At 44.4% G+C, this 18,386-nt stretch carries 20 protein-coding genes, 1 other RNA gene and 1 riboswitch; of the genes, 18 read left to right on the top strand and 3 right to left on the bottom strand.

The annotated features are described in order from the left end of the window. Positions 1 to 97: 97 nt before the first annotated feature. The 10 genes from ACTSEZ_RS08280 to ACTSEZ_RS08235 all read left to right on the top strand — a co-directional run bounded on the left by ACTSEZ_RS08280 (position 98) and on the right by ACTSEZ_RS08235 (position 10,583). Positions 98 to 520 (top strand): CotD family spore coat protein, encoded by a 423-nt coding sequence (locus ACTSEZ_RS08280; protein WP_369733710.1) that lies wholly within the window; start codon positions 98 to 100, stop codon positions 518 to 520. Positions 521 to 584: 64 nt separating this feature from the next. Next, complete coding sequence (locus tag ACTSEZ_RS08275; protein WP_369733709.1) at positions 585 to 1,151, top strand: SLOG family protein; 567 nt, start codon at positions 585 to 587, stop codon at positions 1,149 to 1,151. A gap of 76 nt (positions 1,152 to 1,227) precedes the next feature. Continuing rightward, a complete protein-coding gene (gene gpsB / locus ACTSEZ_RS08270) occupies positions 1,228 to 1,533 on the top strand; it encodes a cell division regulator GpsB (protein ID WP_029280358.1) in 306 nt (101 codons plus the stop codon). Between the two features lie 69 nt (positions 1,534 to 1,602). After that, positions 1,603 to 1,993, top strand: an RNA gene (gene rnpB, locus ACTSEZ_RS08265) — RNase P RNA component class B. A 325-nt stretch (positions 1,994 to 2,318) separates the two neighbouring features. Next, the gene (locus tag ACTSEZ_RS08260; RefSeq protein WP_369733708.1) at positions 2,319 to 3,470 is read left to right on the top strand and encodes a THUMP domain-containing class I SAM-dependent RNA methyltransferase; all 1,152 of its coding nucleotides are present in this window, start codon (positions 2,319 to 2,321) and stop codon (positions 3,468 to 3,470) included. A 55-nt stretch (positions 3,471 to 3,525) separates the two neighbouring features. Then, positions 3,526 to 3,723 carry a hypothetical protein gene (locus ACTSEZ_RS08255; RefSeq protein ID WP_369733707.1) on the top strand — a complete coding sequence of 66 codons (198 nt, stop codon included), beginning with the start codon at positions 3,526 to 3,528 and terminating at the stop codon, positions 3,721 to 3,723. Between the two features lie 142 nt (positions 3,724 to 3,865). Then, positions 3,866 to 5,803, top strand: a complete 1,938-nt coding sequence (locus ACTSEZ_RS08250; RefSeq protein WP_369733706.1) for an ATP-dependent DNA helicase — start codon at positions 3,866 to 3,868, stop codon at positions 5,801 to 5,803. A gap of 1,019 nt (positions 5,804 to 6,822) precedes the next feature. After that, the gene (locus tag ACTSEZ_RS08245) at positions 6,823 to 8,346 is read left to right on the top strand and encodes a carboxypeptidase M32 (protein ID WP_369734085.1); all 1,524 of its coding nucleotides are present in this window, start codon (positions 6,823 to 6,825) and stop codon (positions 8,344 to 8,346) included. A 147-nt stretch (positions 8,347 to 8,493) separates the two neighbouring features. Next, a riboswitch (purine riboswitch) is annotated at positions 8,494 to 8,595 on the top strand. A gap of 90 nt (positions 8,596 to 8,685) precedes the next feature. Then, positions 8,686 to 9,276 carry a xanthine phosphoribosyltransferase gene (locus ACTSEZ_RS08240; protein ID WP_369733704.1) on the top strand — a complete coding sequence of 197 codons (591 nt, stop codon included), beginning with the start codon at positions 8,686 to 8,688 and terminating at the stop codon, positions 9,274 to 9,276. Then, a complete protein-coding gene (locus tag ACTSEZ_RS08235) occupies positions 9,273 to 10,583 on the top strand; it encodes a nucleobase:cation symporter-2 family protein (RefSeq protein ID WP_369733703.1) in 1,311 nt (436 codons plus the stop codon). The genes ACTSEZ_RS08240 and ACTSEZ_RS08235 overlap by 4 nt, the downstream gene beginning before the upstream one ends. Positions 10,584 to 10,650: 67 nt before the next feature. Here ACTSEZ_RS08235 and ACTSEZ_RS08230 read toward each other — a convergent pair whose 3' ends face one another. Continuing rightward, complete coding sequence (locus ACTSEZ_RS08230; protein ID WP_369733701.1) at positions 10,651 to 11,409, bottom strand: L,D-transpeptidase family protein; 759 nt, start codon at positions 11,407 to 11,409, stop codon at positions 10,651 to 10,653. Between the two features lie 105 nt (positions 11,410 to 11,514). On the opposite strand from ACTSEZ_RS08230, the gene ACTSEZ_RS08225 reads away from it, so the two are divergent. The 4 genes from ACTSEZ_RS08225 (at position 11,515) to ACTSEZ_RS08210 (ending at position 14,627) form a co-directional block, all read left to right on the top strand. Continuing rightward, a complete protein-coding gene (locus ACTSEZ_RS08225) occupies positions 11,515 to 12,168 on the top strand; it encodes an MtnX-like HAD-IB family phosphatase (RefSeq protein ID WP_369733700.1) in 654 nt (217 codons plus the stop codon). Between the two features lie 76 nt (positions 12,169 to 12,244). Further along, positions 12,245 to 12,781 (top strand): GNAT family N-acetyltransferase, encoded by a 537-nt coding sequence (locus tag ACTSEZ_RS08220; protein ID WP_369733699.1) that lies wholly within the window; start codon positions 12,245 to 12,247, stop codon positions 12,779 to 12,781. 185 nt (positions 12,782 to 12,966) lie between these two features. Next, on the top strand, positions 12,967 to 14,067 hold the full coding sequence (locus ACTSEZ_RS08215; RefSeq protein ID WP_369733697.1) for a type III polyketide synthase: 1,101 nt from the start codon (positions 12,967 to 12,969) through the stop codon (positions 14,065 to 14,067). After that, entirely contained in the window at positions 14,064 to 14,627 is a 564-nt protein-coding gene (locus ACTSEZ_RS08210; RefSeq protein WP_369733696.1) for an isoprenylcysteine carboxyl methyltransferase family protein, read from the top strand. The genes ACTSEZ_RS08215 and ACTSEZ_RS08210 overlap by 4 nt, the downstream gene beginning before the upstream one ends. A 272-nt stretch (positions 14,628 to 14,899) precedes the next feature. Here ACTSEZ_RS08210 and ACTSEZ_RS08205 read toward each other — a convergent pair whose 3' ends face one another. After that, a complete protein-coding gene (locus tag ACTSEZ_RS08205) occupies positions 14,900 to 15,187 on the bottom strand; it encodes a hypothetical protein (RefSeq protein ID WP_369733695.1) in 288 nt (95 codons plus the stop codon). A gap of 208 nt (positions 15,188 to 15,395) precedes the next feature. Between ACTSEZ_RS08205 and ACTSEZ_RS08200 the strand changes: the two genes are divergently transcribed. The 4 genes from ACTSEZ_RS08200 to ACTSEZ_RS08185 all read left to right on the top strand — a co-directional run bounded on the left by ACTSEZ_RS08200 (position 15,396) and on the right by ACTSEZ_RS08185 (position 17,764). After that, on the top strand, positions 15,396 to 16,031 hold the full coding sequence (locus ACTSEZ_RS08200) for an FMN-dependent NADH-azoreductase (protein ID WP_369733694.1): 636 nt from the start codon (positions 15,396 to 15,398) through the stop codon (positions 16,029 to 16,031). Positions 16,032 to 16,169: 138 nt separating this feature from the next. Beyond that, positions 16,170 to 16,505, top strand: coding sequence for a PadR family transcriptional regulator (locus ACTSEZ_RS08195; RefSeq protein ID WP_369733693.1), 336 nt, complete (start codon positions 16,170 to 16,172; stop codon positions 16,503 to 16,505). 3 nt (positions 16,506 to 16,508) lie between these two features. Further along, on the top strand, positions 16,509 to 17,030 hold the full coding sequence (locus ACTSEZ_RS08190; RefSeq protein WP_369733692.1) for a DUF2812 domain-containing protein: 522 nt from the start codon (positions 16,509 to 16,511) through the stop codon (positions 17,028 to 17,030). 107 nt (positions 17,031 to 17,137) lie between these two features. Next, positions 17,138 to 17,764 (top strand): metal-dependent hydrolase, encoded by a 627-nt coding sequence (locus ACTSEZ_RS08185; protein ID WP_369733690.1) that lies wholly within the window; start codon positions 17,138 to 17,140, stop codon positions 17,762 to 17,764. A 204-nt stretch (positions 17,765 to 17,968) separates the two neighbouring features. Here the strand turns inward: ACTSEZ_RS08185 and ACTSEZ_RS08180 are convergent, their stop codons facing one another. Next, entirely contained in the window at positions 17,969 to 18,361 is a 393-nt protein-coding gene (locus ACTSEZ_RS08180; protein ID WP_369733689.1) for a sporulation protein, read from the bottom strand. Positions 18,362 to 18,386: the final 25 nt, after the last annotated feature.

Raw genomic sequence — 18,386 nt, 5'->3', positions numbered from 1 at the left:
TAAAAAATAGGTTATTGCATCAGTACATGTACACTCCTTGCTTCATAGACTATCACTGTAAGACAGATAAGAAATGAAGGAAAGGAGACAAACAAACATGATGCCAAATAACAACATGCCTCCGAATATGGTGGGCGGCGCTCAAATGGGGCCGAACATGCCGAATATGGTAGGCGGCGCTCAAATGAACATGCCAGCTCCAAACATGGTGGCCGGTGCTCAAATGGGACCTAACATGCCAGCTCCAAATATGGTGGCCGGTGCTCAAATGCCTATGATGCCGATGGGACCTGTCAAAATGTGTCCGCCGATTGTTCATCCGACAAAGTGCTGCGTGCAGCATACTTTCTCTACAACAGTTGTTCCTCATATCCACCCGACTCACACAACTGTCGTTAACCACCAGAACATTCAGCACAAGCATTATTTCCCTCAAACAAATTCTATGGTAAACTCTGTTTCAAACCAACAATTCAACTGCGGCGGCGGAAGACCTCCTATGAGTCCTTACGGCCGTTAATACCTTACCTTAGGAGCTGATGAAACATGTCAGCTCCTATCTTCTTTGAAGGGAGACATACATAATGAAGGTCATCACCGTATCCGGATACAAACCTTTTGAACTCGGCATCTTTAAAAATGATGACCCGGGAGTCGCCTACATAAAAAAAGCCATTGAAAAATCATTGCGGCCCCTTGCAGAAGAAGGGCTTGAGTGGGTGCTGATCAGCGGGCAGCTCGGAATAGAGCTCTGGGCTGCAGAGGTTGTCTTTGATTTGCAGGTAGAGTATGATGAACTAAAGCTCGGCATTCTGACTCCATTTTTGGAGCAGGAAGAAAAATGGAATGAAGACAATAAAGAATATTACGAATACATTATGTCATCGGCCGACTTTGTTGACAGCATTACAAAAAGAAAATATGATAATCCAAATCAGTTCAGGCTGAAAAATGAATTTTTTGTTTCAAAAAGTGAAGGACTCCTGCTGGTTTATGACGAAGAAAACCCTGGGTCTCCAAAATATTTGCTTGAGACGGCCAGAAAAAAGGCAGAGTCCGGTGAATATTCCATCATGACGATTTCTTTTGCAGATCTGCAGCTCATTGTGGAAGAAGAGCAAAGCAAGGATCATTTTTGGACAGGCGAATAACTGAAGAAAATTGACAACTGCATCAGAACTATGAAAAAATATGAAAAGATGATTTCAGTGTGACGAGGTGAAAGAGATGCTTTCCGATAAAATTAAATTAACGGCGAAAGAAATCTTAGAAAAAGAATTTAAACAGGGAATGCGCGGCTACAAACAGGAAGACGTGGATAAGTTTCTTGATTTGATCATCAAGGACTATGAAACATTCCATCAGGAAATCGAAGAGCTTCAGCAGGAAAACCTGCGTCTGACAAAACAGCTTGAAGACTCATTCAACCGCAAGCAAGTTCAGCCTGTACAGACAAACACGACAAACTTTGATATTCTGAAACGTTTATCGAACCTTGAGAAGCACGTATTCGGAAGCAAGCTTTACGATTGATTTCCACTATTTGCTCTTGCAATCCTGTCTGTAATTAACTATACTAGTATTTGCTCTTAAAAAATAATAACGTTCAGGTAATCGCTGCAGTCTTTAGGGCTGTAGAGGAAAGTCCATGCTCGCACGGTGCTGAGATGCCCGTAGTGTTCGTGCCTAGCGAAGTCATAAGCTAGGGCAGCCGGGTGATCCGGCTGACGGCAGGGAAGGGGCCTAAGTCTTCGGATATGGCTCTGCTACCTTGAAAGTGCCACAGTGACGTAGTCCTCAGGGAAACCTGAGGAGTGGAACGCGGTAAACCCCTCGAGCGAGAAACCCAAATATAGGTAGGGGCACCTTCTCTTAGGAACTGAACAAGGAGAAGGCCGGAAGCTTAAAGCTTCCGTAGATAGATGATTACCACCGGAGTACGAGGTGATACCGGCCGTTTGCAGTACAAAGGGACAAAACATGGCTTACAGAACGTTATTTCAGGTAAACTTAACATGTTTAAAACAGGCTCTCTTCATAAGTGATGAGAGCTTTTCATTTATTTACATAAAGAAAAGCGGAATCGCCTTGTTCAGCTCCGAAGGACAGAAAAGGATCCACCGGAAAAAGCCGGGTTTGCTTTTTGGGCGGAGCCGTTCTGACGGAGGAGTTGGGCGGTGGAGCTGGTGGACATAAAGAAAAGCGGAATCTCCCGCACGTTTACAGGAAGTTTGAGCTGCGTACACTATGCGCAAAATAGAATGAAATTAAAAATGATCTGCAGGCTCATCCTGCAGTCTGATTTAGAAGGTGATGCAATGAGTAAGGTGACATTAATTGCAACAGCTGCCATGGGACTTGAGGCGCTTGTTGCCAAAGAAGTGCGGGATCTTGGATATGAATGCACGACCGACAACGGCAAAGTGACATTTGAGGCGGATCCAAAAGATATTCCCCGACTGAATTTATGGCTTCGCACAGCTGACCGCGTAAAGCTGAAAGTGGGGGAGTTTAAAGCCTACTCTTTTGACGATCTGTTTGAAAAAACAAAGGCTCTTGACTGGGGAGCAATTATTCCCCGCCAGGCAGAATTTCCTGTAACGGGAAAATCGGTAAAATCAAAGCTTTACAGTGTGCCTGACTGTCAGCGTATCGTGAAAAAGGCGATTGCCGAAAAACTGAAGCAGCAGTATAAGATTGCTTCAGAGTGGTACGAGGAATCAGGTCCGCTTTATAAAGTGGAAATTGCCCTTTTAAAAGATGTAGCGACCTTGACGATTGATACTAGCGGCGCAGGCCTTCACAAGCGCGGCTTCAGGCTTGACCAGGGAGGGGCGCCTCTTAAGGAAACACTGGCTGCTGCTTTGGTCATGCTTACAAACTGGACGCCTGACCGTCCATTTGTAGATCCTTTCTGCGGATCGGGCACGATTCCGATAGAAGCGGCATTAATCGGACAGAACATTGCCCCTGGTTTTAACCGGGAGTTTGTTTCCGAACAATGGGATATCATCGGCAAAAGTCATTGGGATCAAGCACGCACAGAAGCAGAAGATCTTGCAAACTATGATCTGGAGCTCGATATTTCGGGATATGACATTGACCACCGCATGATTTCGATTGCAGAGGAAAATGCGGATGAGGCTGGTCTTGGCGGCATTATTCAATTTAAACAAATGCAGGTCAGTGATTTCACGACCCGCAAAGAATACGGCGTTATCGTCGGAAACCCGCCATACGGCGAACGGCTGGGAGAAAAAGAAGAAGTTGAGCAATTGTATAAAGGCATGGGCCGGGCTCTGCTCCCTCATGAAACTTGGTCTGTCTACATGCTGACCTCCCATAAAGGCTTTGAAGATTTTTACGGCAGGCAGGCTACGAAAAAACGCAAGCTTTTTAACGGGTTTATCGAAACTGATTATTATCAGTATTGGGGAAAACGCCCGCCGAGAGAACGAAAAGAGGTATAGAAGTCTCGCTCCTTGAATACACTGAAAACAGTATTGATTTCTTTTCAAGGAGTGAGTGATTCTGGGCGGAAACAATGATTTTAATCTCATATCAAAGGCGCTGTCATCTACTTATTTGTCTCTAATTGAAAACGGAGATGAAGCGGCTGCGCATGCATCGCTGAGCAGTGCAAGAGCTGATTTTCTAAAAGCAGTGGCACATGCTTCTGCGATTGACCAAAAGGTAATGATTGATACGCTGTACGACCGCTGAGATAGGCTTTCATATGATGAAAGCCTGTCTTTTTTCATGGCTTCTTAATTCAGGGGCATAGTCAGCTCACAGCAGTTGACGAACAGAATGACAAATGAGAAAATAGTTGTTTGAGTATAAATGATTGCGGGGGATCTGATACATGCCGACGTCACGTCTGCCATTTGCTGTTTCCAAAAATGAAACCTTCTATGAAGGGCTGAATAATTGGATCGGAGATGTATTTTACGATATTTTGCCTGAAAAAGGCTTTGAACTTAGAGATGAACAAATTTTTATGGCGTTTCAGCTTGAACGTGCATTCCGTGAAAAGAGTGTCATGTTTGCAGAAGCTGGCGTAGGAACGGGAAAAACACTGGTATATCTGCTCTATGCGATCAGCTATGCACGCTACACCGGAAAACCGGCTGTTATTGCATGTGCGGATGAAACACTGATTGAACAGCTTGTTAAAAATGAAGGGGATATTGCAAAGCTCAGAAAGCATCTGGATCTAACTATAGATGTGAGACTCGGAAAATCCCAGGATCAGTATTTGTGCCTGAAAAAACTGGATCAGACGATTCAGCGGACGGGTGATGACCTTTATCTTGATTTATTTGAGTCGCTTCCGGGCTTCGTCCATGAAAAGGCAGGTATGCAGTCTTTCTATCATTACGGCGACCGGAAAGAATATCCTAACCTGACAGATGAAGAGTGGAGCAATGTCAATTATGATTCTTTCCAGGACTGTCTTTCATGTGACCAAAGGCATCGCTGCGGGCTGACGCTTTCACGCGAGCACTACCGGAAAGCAACCGACCTGATTGTCTGCTCGCATGATTTCTACATGGAGCATATCTGGACATACGACTCAAGAAAGCGGGAAGGACAGCTGCCATTGCTGCCTGAGCACAGTTCGGTCGTTTTTGATGAAGGACATCTTCTTGAATATGCAGCCCAAAAAGCCCTTACCTACAGAGTGAAAAGCAGCACGCTTGCCATTTTGCTGGAAAGACTGCTGCAGAATGACATCAGGGAAGAATTTGCCCATTTAGTTGAAGACACGCTCGTCATCAACGAGGAATTTTTCGACAGCCTGCTTGAAGCATCGGAAGAAGTAAAAGGCTCACACCGCTCCAGGATTGTGATGAACGATACGCTGCGGAAACAGGGGCTTGAGCTGCACAGGATGCTGGCTGAAATTGGAGAGGCCCTTGTATTTGAAGGGGAAATGTATACCATTGATTCCTACGAACTGAAGATTGTCGAGGAATATTTGGACAGCATGGAATTTTCCATTTCCCTTTTTAATAAACAAAAAGGTGCCATCCACTGGATTGAAAACGGGGAGCAGGATTTCTCCCTGATCATTATGCCAAGAACAGTGGAAGAAGTGTTGAGAGAGAAAGTATTTTCTCAGAAAAAGCCGTATATCTTCTCATCTGCCACACTGTCCAACCATGGATCGTTCGACTTTATTGCAGGCAGTCTTGGAATTAAAGACTATTTGTCATTGAACGTCGAATCGCCGTTTGATTATGAAGAAAACATGAAGATCTCACTGCTCGACGTGTCAGCGTCTGTTTCCCTAAATGAAGTAAAATGTGCGGAAACAATGAAAAGAATTGAACAATCAGGAGGCCGCGCGCTCGTCCTGTTTAACACGAGAGATGAACTTGACGTATTTAAACGTTATGCATCAGCCCATAAAGCTGACTATCGCTTCTTATTTGAGGGAGACCAGGAAATAAGCAAGCTTGTTTCTGAGTTCCAGAATAATGAGACATCTGTATTATGCGCCGTGCATCTGTGGGAAGGACTAGATATTCCAGGGGCATCCCTGTCGAACGTGATCATCTGGTCACTGCCGTTCCCTCCAAATGACCCGGTGTTTGAATCAAAACGGAGCAGCTCGGCCGATCCGTTTGCTGCTGTAGATATGCCATATATGATGCTGAGACTGAAACAGGGCATTGGCCGCCTGATCAGAACCAGCACTGACAGCGGGGAGATTTCAATCTACCTCTCCACAAAGCAGGATCTGAGCGTGCTTGAAGAAGTAAAATCCGTATTGCCTGTAACTGCTGAAGAACTGTAAGAGCGAGGGGAGAAGTCCCTTCGCTTTTTTGTATGGAAAATGAGTATGGAGAGCCCGAATCGTACCCCCGAAAACCGAGAAACGATGTGGGAGGGAAAGCAAACGCTAGAATCGTACCTTCGGAAACTGAGAAACGATCTGCGAGGGTAAGCAAACACACGAATCGTACCCTCGTAAACCGAGAAACGATGTGGGAGGGTAAGCAAGCGAGTGAATGGTACCCCCGGAAACCGAGAAACGATGTGGGAGGGTAAGCAAACACACGAATCGTACCCCCGGAAATCGAGAAACGATGTGGGAGGGTAAGCAAACGCGAGAATCGTACCTTCGGAAACTGAGAAACGATCTGCGAGGGTAAGCAAACACACGAATCGTACCCTTGGAAACCGAGAAACGATGTGGGAGGGTAAGCAAGCGAGCGAATCGTACCCTCGGAAACCGAGAAACGATGTGGGAGGGTAAGCAAGTGAGCGAATCGTACCCTCGGAAACCGAGAAACGATGTGCGAGGGTAAGCAAACGCGAGAATCGTACCTTCGTAAACCGAGAAACGATCTGTGAGGGTAAGCAAACACACGAATCGTACCCTTGGAAACCGAGAAAGGATGTGGGAGAGTAAGCAAGCGAGCGAATCGTACCCCCGGAAACTGAAAAACGATGTGGGAGGGAAAGCAAGTGAGCGAATCGTACCCTCGGAAACTGAAAAACGATGTGGGAGGGTAAGCAAGCGAGTGAATCGTACCCTCGGAAACCGAGAAACGATGTGCTAGGGTAAGCAAACGCGAGAATCGTACCTTCGGAAACTGAGAAACGATCTGCGAGGGTAAGCAAACACACGAATCGTACCCCCGGAAACCGAGAAACGATGTGGGAGGGTAAGCAAAAACCGGAATCACCCATCCAATAACAAAAATAAAACCGACTCGTCAGTTTATAAAATCATTGACAAAGACCTTTTCTTTCCTTTAATCTAAAAATGTTAGAAAATTACTACTATTTTACATACCTAAATAAGGGGTGATCAGATTGACCATTCAATCCGTTGAAACGTCATTTTTAGAGTACTTGCAAAAGATGAAAAGCTATAATGAAGCCATTTCGCTCATGTTCTGGGATCTGCGCACAGGTGCACCGAAAAAAGCGATTGAACAGCGTTCGCAGGCAATTGGCATTCTATCTACGGAAGTCTTTCAAATGCAGACTTCTGATGAAATGAAATCCTATATTGATCAGATTCTTAGTGCGAAGGATGAAGTATCTGAAATCACCTTCAAAGCAGCTCTTGAAAGTGAGAAAGAATATAAACTAAGCAAAGTGATTCCTCAGGAAGAATACAAAGAATACGTCATCCTTCAGTCCAAAGCAGAGTCTGTGTGGGAGGAAGCGAAGGAAAAATCGGATTTCAGCCTGTTTGCACCGTACTTAAAGAAGCTAGTTGACACCAACAAAAAGTTTCTTGAGTACTGGGGCTACAAAGAAAATAAATATGACACGTTCCTTGACCAATATGAGCCGGGTGTAACCGTTGAGGTGCTTGACCGGGTTTTCGGTGAACTGAGAAGCCGAATTGTGCCTCTTGTAAAAAGCATTACGGAGTCACAGAACCAGCCGGAAACTCACTTTTTGTATGAGCCGATTTCAAAAGACAAGCAGCGCCAGATCTCAGAGTTTTTCCTGAAAGAGCTCGGCTACGATTTTGAAGCCGGCCGCCTGGATGAAACGGTCCATCCATTTGCCATCAGTCTGAATCGCGGGGATGTGCGTGTTACTACGAAATATGCTGAAAATGACTTCCGTACAGCACTTTTCGGCACGATCCACGAATGCGGTCACGCGCTTTATGAGCAGAACATTTCAGAAAAACTTGAAGGAACCCTGCTGTGCGACGGAACATCCATGGGCATTCATGAGTCGCAGTCTCTTTTCTATGAGAAATTCATCGGCAAAAATCCTGGATTCTGGAACCGCTACTACGATTCGCTTAAGAAGTATGCAGACGGGCAGTTTGATGATGTAGCGCCCCAGGACTTCTACCGCGCAGTCAACGAATCCAAGCCGTCTCTTATCCGCATTGAGGCAGATGAACTGACGTATCCGCTTCACATCATGATCCGCTATGAAATTGAGAAGGGTTTATTTAATGATGAAATCGAAGTAGAGGATCTTCCGCGCATATGGAATGAGAAATATACAGAGTACCTTGGCGTAACGCCATCGAATGACGCAGAAGGCGTGCTTCAGGACGTTCACTGGTCCGGCGGCATGTTCGGCTATTTCCCGTCCTATGCGCTTGGCTATATGTACGCTGCGCAATTTAAGCATGCGATGCTGAAAGACTTGCCTGACTTTGACCAGCTTGTTGAAAACGGTGAGTTCGGCACAATTAAAAACTGGCTGACAGAAAAAATTCATCAGCACGGAAAAATGAAGCAGCCGCTTGAGATCCTTCATGATGTAACAGGAGAAGGCCTGAATGCCAAGTATTTAATTGATCATCTTGAGTCGAAGTACTCGAAACTGTACCAGCTTCAGCCGGCAAAATAAATTTAGGGACCGCACGATATCCGTGCGGTTTTTTACGTGGAGATATTTAGAAAAATACGAATAATCCAAAATAAAAATCGTGTCATTATTCGTTTTTTATCCTAAATAGTCTTCCCAATACGAATAAACCCTGTTATAATGCTACTATTCTAATAAAACGTGCACACTCATATAATCGCGGGGATATGGCCTGCAAGTTTCTACCGGATGACCGTTAATCATCTGACTATGAGTGAGCAGTGCTTTGTTTTGCAGCCTGCTTCTTTTAAGCTATCTTCTAAACGGCATTGTCTCACTCTATGAGACGATGCCGTTTTTTTATAGCTGGAGGGAAATAGGATGATCATGCTGCAGGAAAAAATCAAACGTGAAGGAAAGGTGCTTTCAGATCAGGTATTGAAAGTAGACTCCTTTTTAAATCATCAAATTGATCCATTTTTAATGAGAGAAGTAGGAAAAGAGTTTGCAGGAAGATTTAAAAACGAAGGCATTACGAAAATTCTGACCCTTGAATCCTCAGGAATTGCGCCGTCGGTGATGACAGGGCTCGAGCTGAACGTGCCGGTTGTTTTTGCAAGAAAGCGCAGCTCACTTACGTTAAAGGGCAAGCTTCTCACAGCAGCTGTTTATTCGTTTACGAAGCAGGAAGAAAACACGATCGCTGTTTCAGGCGAACATTTAAAAGAAACGGACCGTGTTCTCATCATTGACGATTTTCTGGCAAATGGCCAGGCTGCACTGGGACTGGCCGAGATTGTTAAGCAGTCCGGAGCAAAAATCGCAGGCATGGGTATTGTGATCGAAAAATCATTTCAGGACGGCGGGAAATTGCTTCGTGAAAAAGGCTTTCGCGTGGAATCTCTTGCACGAATCGAGTCTCTTGAAAACGGAACGGTGCAATTTCTTGAAGAAACGGAGGCAGTGCGATGAATAACAATTCCTTTAAAGTGTTCTCACTCGGCATTCAGCACGTTCTTGCCATGTACGCAGGTGCGATTATCGTGCCTCTGATTGTAGGCGGAGCCCTCGGATTAACGCCTGGACAGCTGACTTATCTTGTTTCCATTGATATTTTCATGTGCGGTCTTGCAACCCTTCTGCAGGTGTGGAAAAACAAGTTTTTCGGCATCGGCCTTCCAGTTGTGCTTGGCTGCACGTTTACAGCAGTTGGTCCAATGATCGCTATTGGGACGGAGTACGGGATATCTTCTGTCTATGGTGCGATTTTAGCTTCAGGAATTTTCGTCATTCTGATTTCAACTGTATTTGGTAAGCTGGCTGTATTCTTTCCGCCTGTTGTAACAGGATCTGTCGTCACGATTATCGGAATCACGCTGATTCCGGTTGCCATGAATAATATGGCGGGCGGACAGGGCGCTGCTGATTTTGGATCTCCGTCGAATCTTGCGCTTGCTTTTGGTGTTCTGCTGTTTATTATTCTGCTTTACAGATTTTTCACTGGTTTCATCCGCGCTGTTTCCATCCTGATCGGGCTGATCGCTGGAACGGCAGCGGCTGCGTTTATGGGAAAGGTAGATTTGCAGCCTGTCTCTGAAGCAGGATGGTTTCAGATCGGCAAGCCGTTTTACTTTGGAACTCCGACGTTTGAAATTGCTCCGATTTTGACAATGATCCTTGTGGCAATCGTCAGTTTGGTAGAGTCAACCGGGGTTTACTATGCACTTGGAGATCTCACGAAAAAGAACATCACAAAAGAGGATCTTGCCAAAGGGTACCGTGCAGAAGGCGTGGCTTACTTGCTTGGGGCAATCTTTAATGCTTTTCCATATACCGCATATTCTCAAAATGTAGGATTGATTTCTCTTTCGGGCGTTAAATCAAGGAATGTCATTTATACAGCAGCAGGAATGCTCATGGTGCTTGGACTTGTGCCGAAGATTGCAGCCTTCACCACCATTATTCCTGAAGCTGTTCTTGGCGGAGCCATGATCGCCATGTTTGGAATGGTTATTGCTTACGGCATCAAGATGCTTAGCAGGGTAGAGTTTGCTTCACAGGAAAATTTGCTGATTATCGCGTGCTCTGTAGGAATGGGACTTGGAGTGACTGCCGTGCCTGATATGTTCGCCGCTCTTCCCGAGTCTGTTAAAATCCTGACCAACAATGGCATTGTGGCAGGAAGCCTGACAGCCATTCTGCTGAATATGGTATTCAATGTTGTTCGAAAAGATGAAAAAAGCGAAGCCGTTCGTCTGAACGAAAAACATGCATCTTAATTCTTCTGATGCAAATTAATGTCCAAAAGAAAAGCCGTACCCTGAACACCTTCAGGGTATGGCTTTTTTAATACATACTAAGAGCTTTTTTTGTAGCCGGGCCGACTATGCCGTCTGCTGACAGCTTTTTGCTCTTTTGGAAGGACCTCACTGCTTTATCGGTATTGCTTCCGAAAATCCCGTCAATGCCGCGGGTGTCGAAGCCTTTGGAGGTGAGAAGCTGCTGGAGATGTTTAACTTCGCTTCCCCGGCTGCCTTTTTTCAGATTTTGTCCCGTAAATCCGGATGGTTTAGATGATACGGTTTTGCTGCCGCTCACCTTAAATCCTTTTGATGAGGCAATGGCATCAAACGAACTGCCGGAAGATGTTATGATAACAGGTGTATTCATTTTTACCTGGCTGTACAGCCATTCCACTTCATTATCATACATTCTGATGCATCCGTTGCTGATGTACTGCCCGATGGAGCTTGGATTGTTGTTCCCGTGTATGGCATACGTTGTGCCCCACGTGCCTCTGGCGTTGATGCCAAGCCAGCGGTTTCCAAGAGGGTTGCGCGAGTCACCGCCCGGAATGCCGAGCTTGTAGTAAGGTCTGTTCACGATTTTACTGACAACTTTAAAGGTTCCTTCCGGAGTGTAGGAGGGCTTTTTGCCGGTCGCCACTTTAAACACGCTGCTGAGCTTGCTGTTCTGATAAAATGCGAGCTGATTTTTAGACTTGTTGATAATAATAAAGTCACTTCCTGCTGCCTCTGTTTTGCTGATGCCTACGCCGAAAAAGATAAATAGCGCGGCGGTGAAAATAACGAATAGTTTCTTCATGTGTCTCTCCTTTGATGTGAGTAGTTAAAAGCAATTACTACATGATATGAAGAGAGAAACCTATATATTTCCAGAAGGAAAAATTAAATCAATGGAGGGTTTACAATGAAAAAATGGGCATTTGTCTCCGATTTTGACGGGACGATCTCCAAAAAAGATTTTTATCACCTTGTGATAGAGGAATTTTTCCCTGAAGGAGAAGCGCTGTTCAAGGAGTGGAAGCGGGGGGAGATGCTGGATATTGACTTTTTAAGCCGTGTCTTTTCCTCGATTCACCTTGAAGAGGAAGAGCTGATTAAAACCATTCTGACCTTGCCGCTTGACGATTATATCGGTCCATTTATTGAACGTGTCCAAAAAAACGGCGGTGACTTTTATATTTTAAGTGCAGGAACAGATTATTATATTAAGCACATTTTTGATGCGCTTGGCGCCGAAAACGTTGAGATCATCTCAAATAAGGGTCATTTTAAAAGCAAAAACATCCATCTGGAAATTGATAAAAATGACTGGAGCTATTCCGAAAGATACGGAATTGATAAATCAAAAGTCATTCAAAAACTGAAAGAAACTTATGATACGGTTTACTTTTACGGAGACAGCGAACCTGATTCCCATCCTGCAGCCTTTGCAGATGTAACCTTCGCAAAGGACGCGCTATGCGGGCTCCTTGAAAAAAAGAGAATTGCCTATATTGAAGCAGACACGTTTTTAGATGTAGAAACGTATTTGCGCGGACGCGGAGTACTTGTCATTTGAAAAATCGGGAAACAGCCTGTATAATGTGTTACTTCTTGAGCGCAGAGATATACTAACGTCAAGGAGCTGAACTTCAATGATTACTCAAGATAACAAAAGGGTTTTTACTGCAAAAAATGGAGAAGAGATTACATTGAGGCCTGTAAGGGAAGAGGATGCAGCTGACATTATCGAATCCGTACAGAGCATTATTGACTCGGGAACGTACATACAAAAAGAAAATCCGCGTTCCCTTGCAGAAGAAAAAGCCTTTATTCAAGAAATGAAAGAGAAAGATAACTTTTACCTCGGTGTTGAAATGCAGGGGAAGGTTGTCGGCATCGCAAGAGTTCTGCGGGGAGAGCTTCAAATGAAAAGACATACCGGCCTGTTCCGGACATGGATTTCAGATTCTGCACAGGGCATTGGCATCGGCAAGGAAGTCATGAGTGCAACACTTGACTGGTGCAGAAAGAATAACCTTCACAAGCTTTGCCTGACGGTTTTTGCTTCCAATGAAGTAGCGGTAAAGCTTTATGAAAAATACGGCTTTACAATTGAGGGAGTACAGCGTGAACAGGCGGTTCTGAACGGGAAATACGATGATGAGATTCATATGGCCTACTTCTTTTAAAAATTTCCATCCAATCATGTCTGTTCAAACCAGCTTTTCGCGATATAATAAAAGAGCACAACAACAACTCCTTTAAAACGTTGCTTTTCCCTGATCAGGGAAGAGCTTTTTTTTATCCGATTTTACATAAATACCACCTTATTTGGAAAAAGTAACCTTTAACAGAAAAAAATGAGGTGGATGGGATGGCCTATCTTTTATCAGTCGGCAAGAGCATACCGGAAAACAGGATGCAGCAGGACGCGACTGTAGAATTTGCAAAAGAACTCTTTGAAGGGACGTTTAAAGATATTAACCGGCTGCTGCCTGCTTTTAAAAATGGCGACATAGAGTCACGGCAATTTGTTAAAGACATGAGCTGGTACAGGACTCAGCACACCTTTCAGGAAAAAAACAATACATACATTGAGGCGGCTGTAGCTCTTGGAACGGAGGCGATTATAAGCTGTCTGCAAAACCCCGTCTGTTTAAAAAGAGAGATTGGCTGCGAAGAGATTGACGCGATTTTCTTTGTCTCGAGCACCGGGATTTCTACTCCGAGCATTGATGCCAAAATCATCAACAATCTCCCGTTTAAAGAGTCAGTGAAACGAGTGCCGATCTGGGGCCTCGGGTGTGCAGGCGGCGCATCAGGCCTGTCGAGGGCTCATGACTACTGCAAGGCTTATCCGGACGCGAAAGTCATTGTTGTCTGTGTCGAGCTCTGCAGCCTGACTTTTCAGCATGACGATCTGTCCAAAAGCAATTTTATCGGCACCTCGCTGTTTGCAGACGGCGTTGCATGTACTCTTCTTGCGGGAGAAAACGCTGATATGGCTCATTTATCTGCTCTCTCTGTCCTTCCGAAAACACGGTCGACACGATCAGTGTTTATGAGAGATTCTGAAGATGTGATGGGGTGGGAAATTAAAAACAACGGATTCTATGTGATTTTTTCAAGAGACATTCCGTCTATTATCAGAAACTGGCTGAAGGGTACGGTGGAGAATTACCTTGTTGAAGAGCAGGTTTCACTCGAAAGAATTCAGCATTTCCTTGCACATCCCGGAGGAAAGAAAGTGCTTGATGCGTATCAGGCTAGTCTCGGGTTCACCGAGGAGCAGCTGTCCGTCTCAAAAAAAGTTTTAAGGCAGCACGGAAATATGTCGTCTGCAACGGTTATGTATGTGATTGATGAGTACATGACAAACAGCCGCATAAACCCCGGAGATCTTGGCATTATTGCAGCACTTGGCCCTGGGTTTTGCGCAGAGCTTCTACTCGCGGAATGGGAGCGGGTATCATGATCTTCGCCTTTTTCCTGATGATTATTATTCTTCAGCGGCTGACTGAACTTATAATTGCCAAACGGAACGAAAAGCATTTGATTGGTATTGGAGGAAAAGAACATGGAAGTAGGCACTATCCATGGATTGTAGCGCTCCACAGCTTGTTTTTGCTCTCGTTCCTTCTAGAAGTGCTGCTTTATGATAAACAGCTCTCCCCGCTATGGATGGTCATTCTTCCGATTATTGTGCTCACGCAGATTATCCGCTATTGGGCTGTGTTCAGTCTTGGAACGTACTGGAATACGAAAATTATCATCGTCCCAGATCTTGAGGTTGTGGCAAGGGGTCCGTACAAATATATGAGGCATCCGAATTATCTGGTTGTTGCCGTTGAAATCCTGTTTCTGCCGATACTATTTCAGGCATATGCTACAGCTGTAATATTTACCCTGCTCAACGCGGTCATTCTGTCCATCAGAATCCCCGCTGAGGAAAAAGCCCTTGCCGAACATACGGCAGATTACGCTTTATCTTTTTCATGGAAAAAGAGATTTGTCCCCCGAAAACGGGAGGAATAACAGTTATAGTCGGGCATAATCTAAGCATAGATGCCGCAAATAGAATGAATGAACATCTTCTTTTTAAATCGTGTACATAAATCCCTGTTGAAAATGATTTTCATTCGTGGTAGAGTGAAGGTAATAATCATTCTCAGTGAAAAGGTTGTGTGAGACGATGGAAATGACACTCGTATTAGGAACGGTTTTGGCCTACAGCACACTGATTGGCTACATATTGAAAAAAGTGAATACTGCTTCTTAACCTCATGCTGCCTGATTCGGCAGTTTTTTTATGTCTTTTTTTCATACCTGCGATATGCTTTCAGGGAAGTTTTAAGAGAGGAATAGGCTCCTGCAGCAGCACTTCCGTAAAAGAATCCCATAAACAGCCCTGTTGAAAAATGGTTGGGATGGCTGATGAACAGACCGATTAACAGCCCGGTGAGTCCCGCAGCAGAAGGGACAAATGGCGGAGGAATCTTAAAGATCAGCTTAACGATTTGCGTAATAATTACAACAGCAGGAACGGCAATGACCGCATCCCAGAAATTTGTATGGATAATCGGAAATTCTGTCATTTCTCTCAATCCTTTCTGTTTATAGTATGAGAGAATGCGGCAAATAATATTTCTGTAAGCTTTATGTTTGACAAAATTCGCCGGATTCGATATTATTATCTCGAATTGAAGATATTCAATTTAGAGATTCTTAAATTATTGTTTTAATCACATGGATTTAATCAATAATAAAACGGGATCAAACTTTTAAAAAGGAAAGGTGACTAACATGTCAAAAGTTTTATACATCACTGCGCATCCGCACGACGATACAGCGTCTTTCAGTATGGCAGCAGGAAAAGCATTTCTAGATGAGTACAAAAAAGCAAATTCAGGCGATGAGGTTGTTCACATTGATCTTTATAAAGAAAACATTCCGCATATCGATGCAGATGTTTTCAGCGGCTGGGGAAAACTGCAGACGGGAAAAGGCTTTGAAGAACTTTCAGCTGAAGAAAAAGCAAAGGTCGGACGCCTGTCTGAGCTGAGCGAACAATTCATTTCAGCTGACAAATATGTTTTCGTAACACCTCTTTGGAACTTCTCTTTCCCTCCTGTTATGAAAGCTTATCTTGACTCTGTGGCTGTTGCAGGCAAATCGTTCAAATATACAGAGCAGGGACCTGTCGGATTGCTGACAGACAAAAAGGCTCTTCACATTCAGGCGCGCGGAGGCATCTACTCAACAGGCCCTGCTGCTGAGATGGAAATGGGCCACCGCTACCTGGGCATCATGATGCAGTTCTTCGGTGTTCCTTCATTTGAAGGCCTGTTCATTGAAGGACATGCAGCAATGCCTGACAAAGCACAGCAAATCAAAGAAGACGGGATTGCACGCGCGAAAGATCTTGCACATACATTCTAAGACAGTAAAAAGAATCTCCAGCCGGGGGTTCTTTTTTTTTTAGAAAAGATTGACAGCAAACAGGAAATGCCATTATTATATTATTAATAGATATATCATTAAACGATATATTGATACATGATATAAAGAGGTGATACATTGCCGAGGAATGCGATGATGGAGATAGAACAGCTTACAGATCCAGCCTATTACATTGTTTTATCTTTGCTTGAAGAAAAGCACGGATATCTCATTATGAAACATATCGAAGAACTGACAGACGGAGAATTTATAATAGGCCCGGCTACGCTTTATACGCTGACTAAAAAGCTGCTTGACGCTGAAATTATTTCGCTTTCTGCCAGTCAGGACGACAGACGGAAAGTTTACAAAGCAACGGAAAAGGGCCGGAAACTCCTGGAGCTCGAGATAGGCCGCAGACAGAGGATGGCTGCACATGGACTCCATGCTTTTAAGAAAAATAAGGAGGTCTGATCAATGGAAAAAAGAAGATATATGCCTTCAGCAGGTCTGGCTTTTGCAGAAGAACGGGAAATGAAAAAACTCAGTAAAATGGCCAAAAAGGGTTGGGTGCTTGAAAAATTCTCCTTTATGGGCTATACGCTTAAAAAATCCAATCCTCAGCATCTGATATACAGTCTTGACTATCAGAATGTAAAGGAAGATGAAACTGAGGAGTATTATGACGTTTTCAGGTCTGCGGGCTGGGAGCCTGTTACATCAAGTGGAAGCGTCCATGTTTTTTCAGCAGAAGAGGGAACTCCGCCTATTCATACAGAAGATGAATCTAAAGCAGAAAAATATGCCGTGATGAAAAACTGGTTTGGATCGATTGCCTGTTTCCTCACGCTGCTTGCCATTGCGTCTGTCTTTTTAATGCAGGAGTCAGTCATCATCCAGCGGTTTATCTTTCCGGCATCACTTGCTCTGGCTGTTCCTGCAGCCCTGACGTTTATTACTCTGCAAATTCGCTATGCATCTGTTAGAAAGAATCTGTAAATCTGTGTTTGTGTAAGCTAAAAGAATGATTTTCCACATAAGTCCTCCAAGCAGGGCTTTTTTGTATTAGAATGAAGAGATGAACGTTAAAGGAGAGAAAGTACAGCATGGATGGAACATCACATATGGCGATAGGAGCGGCAGCAGGTTTCGGGGCTGCGAGCGCAGTCGGAGCAGATCTGGAAGCGACGCTCATTTTATCAGCGCTCGGAGGACTCACAGCCTTAATGCCTGATGCTGATATTGACGGCAAGCTTAGAAACAGACTGACATTTTCACATCATTTTATCCGCAGTGTCGCGCAGGTCGCGGGATTTCTAATGATAATGTACAGTTTTTTTCAAGGAAAGGGAAATGAGATCTGGACTGGCATGGGAGCAGGAGCGGCAATTATCGTGCTGTCTGCTTTTATCAGGCAGAGGCATATGCTGACGATGACAGGGGCGGGAATTGCTGCAGGAGGTTTTTCCCTGCAGGAAACATGGGTCATTCTCCTTGGCGTCTTTATGATCATAGCTTCTTTTGTACCTCACAGAAGCTATACGCACAGTATTGCCGGTCTTTTGTTTTTCGCAGTGATAGCCTCACAATTTGAACAGGCAACAGGGCTTCAGGGAGCTTTCTATGCAGGTACTGCAGGATATGCGAGTCATCTGATTGCAGATATGAAAATTCTCCCTTTTAACAGGCGCGGAGTTAAATTTTTTCTGCCGTTCTCATCAAAGGAGTTTTAAAGATCAAAAGCGGAAGCGCCTTGCTCAGATCCGATAGGCAGATAAGAATCCGGCGGAAAAGTCCGGTTTTGACTTTTTTGACGGATTTGTTCTGACAGAGGATCTAGGCGCTGGAGCTGGACGAGGATTAATTTGTTATTCTATTTTCGTGACATTGAAAAAATGCAGTCCGCATCCGGACTGCATTTTCTGATTTTTAAAGGTTCAGCCTGGCTGAATAATGACTTCATCGTGGTCAACGCTGCTGATGCCGTCAGTAAAGATTAAACGGGTGATAAATTTATAGGAAATGTGGCTGTCTGTCGGCAGCAGGGAAGGAGGGAGTTCAAAACAAAAATTCATCTTTTTTTCTTCCTGTGCTGAAATGACAGCGGAAGAAAGAATGGTTCTTGTGTTGATAACCCTTTCCGTGTCATTCACTGAATGCGTCTGCACGAGATCCGACTCTACCCTCTTCAGGCGCTGTTCAGCAAATCCGCCTTTTATAACGTATTCACCTTTAATCATATCGCCAATGCGGTATGTATCTTTTTTCAGGACAAGATCAATTTTGGCAGATCCTACTCCAAATTTGCACAGTACTTTTCCAAGTAACAAGAAAATACCCACCTTCCGGCCGTGC

The sequence above is a fragment of the Metabacillus mesotrionivorans genome, from assembly GCF_052171315.1.
GTDB lineage: Bacteria > Bacillota > Bacilli > Bacillales > Bacillaceae > Bacillus_P.
This window is presented reverse-complemented; position numbering and strand designations above follow the sequence as displayed.